The 7269-nt window shown below is 73.8% G+C and carries 6 protein-coding genes and 1 pseudogene; all 7 read left to right on the forward strand.

The genetic code is table 11. The features are described 5' to 3' along the window. Positions 1-860: 860 nt before the first annotated feature. Positions 861-1964, forward strand: coding sequence for an inositol-3-phosphate synthase (locus ACIRPU_RS44225; protein ID WP_403878910.1), 1104 nt, complete (start codon positions 861-863; stop codon positions 1962-1964). After that, positions 1961-3160 carry a UbiA family prenyltransferase gene (locus ACIRPU_RS44230; protein WP_403878895.1) on the forward strand — a complete coding sequence of 400 codons (1200 nt, stop codon included), beginning with the start codon at positions 1961-1963 and terminating at the stop codon, positions 3158-3160. The genes ACIRPU_RS44225 and ACIRPU_RS44230 overlap by 4 nt, the downstream gene beginning before the upstream one ends. Continuing rightward, positions 3157-4014 (forward strand): annotated as a pseudogene (locus ACIRPU_RS44235) (sugar phosphate isomerase/epimerase family protein); the annotation flags it as partial. The gene ACIRPU_RS44230 and the pseudogene ACIRPU_RS44235, both read left to right, overlap by 4 nt. A 294-nt stretch (positions 4015-4308) precedes the next feature. Further along, positions 4309-5034 carry an EboA domain-containing protein gene (locus tag ACIRPU_RS44240; protein ID WP_403878898.1) on the forward strand — a complete coding sequence of 242 codons (726 nt, stop codon included), beginning with the start codon at positions 4309-4311 and terminating at the stop codon, positions 5032-5034. Continuing rightward, a complete protein-coding gene (locus ACIRPU_RS44245; protein ID WP_403878901.1) occupies positions 5034-5882 on the forward strand; it encodes a TatD family hydrolase in 849 nt (282 codons plus the stop codon). The genes ACIRPU_RS44240 and ACIRPU_RS44245 overlap by 1 nt, the downstream gene beginning before the upstream one ends. A 3-nt stretch (positions 5883-5885) precedes the next feature. Beyond that, on the forward strand, positions 5886-7055 hold the full coding sequence (eboE, locus tag ACIRPU_RS44250; protein ID WP_403878904.1) for a metabolite traffic protein EboE: 1170 nt from the start codon (positions 5886-5888) through the stop codon (positions 7053-7055). Continuing rightward, positions 7052-7269: alkaline phosphatase family protein (locus tag ACIRPU_RS44255; protein WP_403878907.1), on the forward strand; the 218-nt coding region annotated here is incomplete at its 3' end. The genes eboE and ACIRPU_RS44255, both read left to right, overlap by 4 nt.

Raw genomic sequence — 7269 nt, forward strand, 5'->3', positions numbered from 1 at the left:
CGCGAGGGGGTCTGAAGGTTTTGTGCAGGGGGGTGCGAGGCGGTTCCGAGTCGTTCTCCAGCGGTAATGGAGAACCGCCCGGAAAACGGAACCGGAACGATGTCCTGCGCGGCACGCGCGAGCTGGTGATGTGCGTATGGGCGTGGGTTGGGCGGCGGTCCGGTGCCGCCGCCCTTTTCCGGCCAGGGCGGTGGGGCCGGGGAGCCCGGCCGTCCGCCGTGGTGTGGACCCTCCTTATCACGGGGCTGCCACGGCCCGGTTGCGGGCGGGGGCCGCTTGCCGTCAGGTCTGTCCGAGGCGGAAAACCGCTCGCCCTTCGGGGCTGCCGCCGCCACGTCCGGCCGCCCCGGGTTCCGGCGTCGCCCGCCCGGCGATCCGCTGCCGGGCGGACTTGAAATCTACTGGAGGAATCGTCCACGAAGGCCGGTGGTGAGCGGGCTGAAGCCTGCATTCCGTAAGGCGCGCGGACTAGCATGCCGGGAAATCGCCACGTATTCCGGCGCGGAGGACGGTGTGGGGTCCGTCTGTGATGTTGCCGTCGGAAATGATTCCGCTTCCGAGTGGCTGTCAGGAGGTTCAGGTTGTCTCTGGTCGAGCAGGTGCGGGTTCCCTGATCGCCTGGCGTCATAGTCCTGCCGACCGTCTCACCTGCACGCGGCCCGATTCTCCAGCTCTCCGTCGTCCCCTTTGCCTGGCGACATGCCGAGAGTGCTGTGTGCCTGTGTGCCTGTGTGCCTGTGTGTCTACGTGCCTGTGTTTCGGGTGGTTTTCGTTTTTCGTCGCTGACGTAGTTTCGGGAGGTTGTCGTGTCTGAGTTCACCGAGTCGCCCGCCGCTGGTGCCGCCGCTGCCGGCGGTGGGGTGGGGGGTACGGGCGTCTGGTTGGTCGGGGCGCGTGGGTCGGTCGCCACGACCGTGGTCGCGGGCTGTGCCGGGCTGGTGGCGGGGTTGTATCCGGCGACCGGGTTGGTCACGGAGACCGAGGAGTTCGCCACGGCGGGGCTGCCCGAGTTGTCGTCCTTGGTGTTCGGTGGGCATGACACGGTGGACTGGCCGTTGGCCAAGCGCGCCGAGGTGCTGGGGGAGCAGGGCGTTCTGCCGTACGGGCTGGTGCGGGCGGTGCGCCGTGAACTCGCCGTGGCCGACGGGGAGATCCGGCCGGGAGGACCGGTGGCGGATGACGGCCGCAGTGACGACGAGCTGATAGCGGCGTTCGCCGCGGACATCGAGGGCTTCACCCGGCGCAGGGGGCTGGCGCGGACGGTGGTGGTCAATGTCGCTTCCACCGAGCCGGTCGCGGTCGAGGGCGGGCGGCTGCCGGCGAGTTCGCTGTATGCCGCGGCGGCGTTGCGGGCGGGTTGTGCGTATGTGAATTTCACTCCCTCGGCGGGGGTGGGGCATCCGGCGCTGGAGGAGTTGCGCGGGCGGGCGGACGTGCCGTGGGCGGGCCGGGACGGAAAGACGGGGCAGACCCTGCTGCGGGCGGTGCTGGCGCCGATGTTCCGTCAGCGTGCCCTGGGTGTGCGGGCCTGGTCCGGGACGAATCTGCTGGGCGGGGGCGACGGGGCGGCGCTGGCCGATCCGGCGGCGGCCGCCGCGAAGAGCGCGGGCAAGAACCGGGTCCTCGAGGACAACCTGGGTGCGCTGCCCGAGGGCGAGGTGCACATCGACGAGGTGCCCGCGCTGGGGGAGTGGAAGACGGCCTGGGACCATGTGGCGTTCGAGGGGTTCCTCGGCTCGCGGATGGTGCTCCAGACGATCTGGCAGGGCTGCGACTCGGCGTTGGCCGCGCCCCTCGTGCTCGACCTGGCCCGGCTGGCGGCCCGCGCGCAGGAGGCGGGAATCGCCGGGAGCCTTCCCGAGCTGGGCTTCTATTTCAAGGATCCCGACGGCGGCTCCGCGGCGCTGGCCGAGCAGTACGACGCCCTGGTCGCTTTCGCCGCGCGGCTGGCGGGCGGCCGGTGAGCGAGCTGCGCGACTGGGCCGAACTGCTGCGGGTCTCGGCGCTGTTCACCGTTCCGGGGGACGTGCTGGCGGGGGCTGCGGCGAGCGGGCGGCGTCCGGGCGCCGCCACCGCTCTGGCGGCCGGTGCTTCGCTGTGCCTGTACGAGGCGGGGATGGCGCTCAACGACTGGGCCGACCGCGACGAGGACGCCGCCGAGCGTCCTCACCGGCCTGTTCCCTCGGGCCGTATCGCTCCCGGGCAGGCGTTGGCGGCGGCCGCCGTGCTGACGGGCGCGGGCCTGGGTCTGGGATTCGCCGCCGGCCGGCCCGCGGCACTGTGCGCCACCGCTCTGGCGGGCACCGTGTGGGCCTACGACCTGCGGCTGAAGCACACCGCGGCGGGCCCGGCGGCGATGGCAGCGGCCCGTAGCCTGGACCTGCTCCTGGGCGCGGTGGCCACCGCCGGCCCGAGCAAAGCAGGGCAGCGTTCGGCAGCCCGGCAGCGCTCGTCAGCCGGGCACCGCTCGTCGGCCGGGCAGCGTCCGTCAGTCGGGCAGCGTCCAGCGGGCGAGCAGCGTTCGGCAGGAGGTCCGGTAGGCGGTCCGGCCAGTGGTCCGGTAGGCGGTCTGGCAGGTGTCCTGGCCGGTCTGTCCGTAGGTGCTTCGGCGAGGGGCCGGGCGGCCGTCGCGCCGACCGCCCCGGCGGATGGCGTCGCCGGTGCGGTGCGGCGGGCGCTGCTCCCCGCTGCCGTGCTCGGTGCGCACACCTATGCGCTCACCACCGTCTCGCGCGCCGAGACGCGGGGCGGTGCGCGGGGCGGGCCGCTCGCCGCGCTCGGCGTGACGGCCGCCCTCGGCGCTCTGGTCGGCATCGGCGGGCACGCCGGCCAGGCCGCCCGATGGCGCCGGAGCGGGCGGGGCGGTGCACCAGGCGTGCCCGGTACCCGCGGTACCCCCGGCGTGCCGGGCGTGCCGGGCGGACTCGGCCGAGCCGTGCTGGCTGGTGGCTATGTGGTCACGGCCGGACGGCCGTTGGTGCACGCCGTGCTCAATCCGTCGCCGCCGCTGACCCAGCGGGCCGTGGGCGGCGGTATCCGTGCCTTGATCCCACTCCAGGCGGCGCTCGCGGCGCGCTCCGGAGCGCCTGCGTCCGCCGCGCTGCTGGCCGCGCTCGTGCCTGCGGCACGCCGGCTCGCGGGGAAGGTGAGTCCCACATGAGTGTCCGTCTGGGCTACGGCACGAACGGCCTGAGCGATCTGCGGCTCGATGACGCCCTGGGCGTACTGGCCGAACTCGGCTATGACGGTGTCGGGCTGACGTTGGACCACATGCACCTCGATCCGGTGGGCCCCGGCCTGGCCGGGCGCGTCGCACGGGTCGCCGACCGGCTCGGTGCGCACGGTCTGTCCGTCACCGTGGAGACCGGCGCCCGCTATGTCCTCGACCCGCGCCGCAAGCACGGTCCGACCCTGCTGGATGCGGAGCCCGAGGGCCGGGCGGCGCGGATCGCGCTGCTGGTCACCGCCGTGCAGGTGGCCGCGGACCTCGGCGCTCACGCGGTGCACTGTTTCAGCGGTGTCCGTCCCGCCGGCACGGGTGAGGACGCCGCCTGGGAGCTGCTCGGCGCCTCCCTGACCCCGGTCCTGGACGCCGCGGCGCGGGCGGGAGTTCCGCTGGCCATCGAGCCGGAGCCAGGTCACCTCCTGGAGACACTCGCCGGTTTCCACCGGCTGCGCGGGCAGCTCGGAGACCATCCGCTGCTCGGTCTCACGCTCGACATCGGCCATTGCCAGTGCCTGGAGCCGCTGGCGCCGGCGGACTGTGTCGCCGCCGCGGGGCCCTGGCTGCGGCACGTGCAGATCGAGGACATGCGCCGTGGCGTCCACGAGCACCTGCCCTTCGGCGACGGCGAGATCGACTTCCCGCCCGTCCTGGCCGCGTTGGACGCCACCGGATACCAGGGGCTGACCGTGGTCGAACTGCCCCGCCACTCCCACGCGGGTCCCGAACTCGCCCGCTCCTCCATGGCGTTCCTCCGTGACCAGCTCACGGCACTCAAAGCCAAGGCCCCTGTCACCGTCCCGCCCCCGACCGGGCCGGCACCCGTCGGGCCCACTGCCGTCGGCGCTGCCCCGGCACCCGCTGCCGTCGGCCCAACTCCTGCCGAGTCCACTGCCGTTGGCCAGACGTCTGCCGCACAGCCCGGCACGTCTGTCGCACCGTCGGGCGCGTCTGTCGCACAGCCCGGCGCGTCTGCCGTGCCGTCGTTCGGCGCGCGTTCGACCGTGGGCGTGGGTGTGGCCCCCGGTCCGGCCTCGGCCGCGTCCGCCACCGTCTCCCCGCCGCCGTCCGCGTAAGGAACCCGCATGTCGGTCACCCGAGAGGAACTGTCCGGCCGTCTCGGCCCCGAGGCCAACGCCTGGCTCGACGCCGCGCTCGCCGACGCACGCGCCGCCGCGCCCCCCGACCACCACGACACCGCCGAGCCTCCCGCCTGGGATACCCCACCCCCTGACGCCCGGACGGCCGAGCCCCCCGCAGGGAACGCCATGCCTCCCGCCCGGGACGGCACGGCCCGCCGGGGCATGCCCGCGTGGGAGCTGCGGTTCGCCGCGGCCGGTCGGATGGGTGCCGGTCCGGAGGCGGCGGAGGCGGCCCGGGTGCTGCTGCTGCGCACCGCCCGCCCGGGCCCGGCCGCCGTCGCCCGTCTCTACGACCACGGCAGCGGCGCCGAGCGCCGCGCCGTGCTGCTCGCCCTGCCTCACCTGCCCCTCACCCCCGACCAGGGCGTGGCGCTGGTCGAGGACGCGCTGCGCGCCAACGACACCGGGCTCGTGGCGGCGGCCGTCGGCCCCTACGCCGCCGCGCACCTGCCCGCCCACGCCTGGCGGCACGCCGTCCTGAAATGCCTCTTCACCCAGGTTCCGCTGGCCGCGGTCGCCGGGCTCGCCGACCGCGCGAGCGGGGACGGCGAACTCGCCCGGATGCTCGCCGACTTCGCCGCGGAGCGCACCGCCGCCGCCCGGCCGGTTCCCGACGACCTGCACCACGTCCTCGCTCTCGCTCTCGACCTCGCCGCCAAGGAAGCCTGATGCGCATCTTCGACCCGCACATCCACATGACCTCGCGCACCACCGACGACTACCGGGCGATGTACGCCGCCGGGGTGCGCGCCGTGGTCGAACCCTCCTTCTGGCTCGGCCAGCCGCGCACCTCACCGGAGAGCTTCCTGGACTACTTCGACGCGCTGTTGGGCTTCGAACCCTTCCGGGCCGCCCAGTACGGCATCGCCCATCACTGCACCATCGCCCTCAACCCCAAGGAGGCCAACGACCCGCGCTGCCTGCCCGTCCTGGAGGAGTTGCCGCGCTACTTGCTCAAGGACGGCGTCGTCGCGGTCGGCGAGATCGGCTACGACTCGATGACGCCGGCCGAGGACGCCGCCCTCGCCGCCCAGCTCGAACTCGCGGCCGACCACGCCCTGCCGGCCCTGGTGCACACCCCGCACCGCGACAAGCTCGCCGGACTGCGCCGCACTCTGGACGTCGTCCGTGAATCCGCCCTGCCCGCGGACCGGGTCCTGCTCGACCATCTCAACGAGACCACCGTGAAGGAGGCGAAGGCCGCCGACTGCTGGCTGGGCTTCTCCGTCTACCCCGACACCAAGATGGACGAGCACCGCATGGTCGCCGTCCTGAAGGAGTACGGACTCGACCGGGTGCTGGTCAACTCCGCCGCGGACTGGGGCAACAGCGACCCGCTGAAGACCCGTCAGGTCGCCGACGCGATGCTCGCCGAGGGCTTCGGCGAGGACGACGTGGACCAGGTGCTGTGGCGCAACCCCGTCGCGTTCTACGGGCTCAGCGGCCGGCTCGTCCTCGAGCCCGCCGCACCTGCGGCATCGCACGAGGGCAACTCCCTGCTGCGCGGCGGGGAGTGACCGATGCGCTTCCGTCACCCCGACGGGTCGACCGTCCACCTCGCCTACTGCACCAACGTCCATCCCGCCGAGACCCTCGACGGTGTCGTCGCCCAGCTCGGCGCCCACTGTGAACCCGTCCGCCGTCGTCTGGGCGTCGAACGCCTGGGAATCGGGCTGTGGTTGGCCCGCGACGCGGTCCACGCCCTCACCGCGGACGCGGGCGCACCGGGCAGGCTGCGCACCGAACTCGACCGACGCGGCCTGGAAGTGGTCACCCTCAACGGCTTCCCCTACGAGGGCTTCGGCGCGGATGAAGTGAAGTACCGCGTCTACCGGCCAGACTGGAGCGACCCGCAGCGGCTCGAATACACCACCGACCTGGCCCGGTTGCTGGCCGCACTGCTGCCCGACGACGTCACCGAGGGCACCATCTCCACCCTCCCGCTGGCCTGGCGCACCGGTTACGACGAAGGCGCCGCACACCGCGCCCACGGCGCGCTGAACGAACTCGCCCACCGCCTGGACGACCTGTACGAAGCCACCGGGCGGCAGATCCGCGTCGCCCTGGAACCGGAACCGGGCTGTGTGGTGGAGTCCACCGCCGACGCGCTCGCCCCGCTCGCCGCCCTGCCCGCCCACCGCATCGGCCTGTGTCTGGACACCTGCCACCTCGCCACCGGCTTCGAGGAGCCCGTCGGCGCGCTGGCCGCCCTGGGCAGGGCCGGCATCTCGGTGTTCAAGGCCCAGCTGTCCGCGGCCCTGCACGCCGGCGACCCCCGCGACCCGGCCGTGCGCGCGGCGCTCGCCGCCTTCGACGAACCGCGCTTCCTGCACCAGACCCGGGCCCGCGTCGACGGCACCCTGCACGGCACGGACGACCTGGGCCAGGCCCTGACCCCGGGCGCGCTGCCGGACACCGTGCCCTGGCGCGCCCACTTCCACGTCCCCCTGCACGCACCCCCGGCCCCACCGCTGACGTCCACCCTGGACGTGCTGCGCGACACCCTGGGCGTCCTGCTCGGCGGCCCGCACCCGCGCACCCGCCACCTCGAGGTCGAGACGTACACCTGGCAGGCCCTGCCCGCCCGCTCCCGCCCCACCACCGACGCCGCCCTCGCCGACGGCATCGCCGCCGAACTCCGCCTCGCGGCCGACCTGTTGGCCGATCTCGGACTCAAGGAGCAGCAGTGACCACCAGCCCCACCCCCCTGCTCGTCCTGGACGTGGTGGGCCTGACCCCCGCGCTCCTGGAGCACATGCCCCGTCTCAAGGCGCTGGCAGGCCGCGGTTCGCAGGCCGCGCTGGGCACGGTGCTGCCGGCCGTCACGTGTGCCGCGCAGTCGACGTTTCTGACGGGCGCGCTTCCGGCGGAGCACGGGATCGTCGGCAACGGCTGGTATTTCCG

It is taken from the genome of Streptomyces sp. NPDC102259 (assembly GCF_044766465.1).
Classification (GTDB): domain Bacteria; phylum Actinomycetota; class Actinomycetes; order Streptomycetales; family Streptomycetaceae; genus Streptomyces.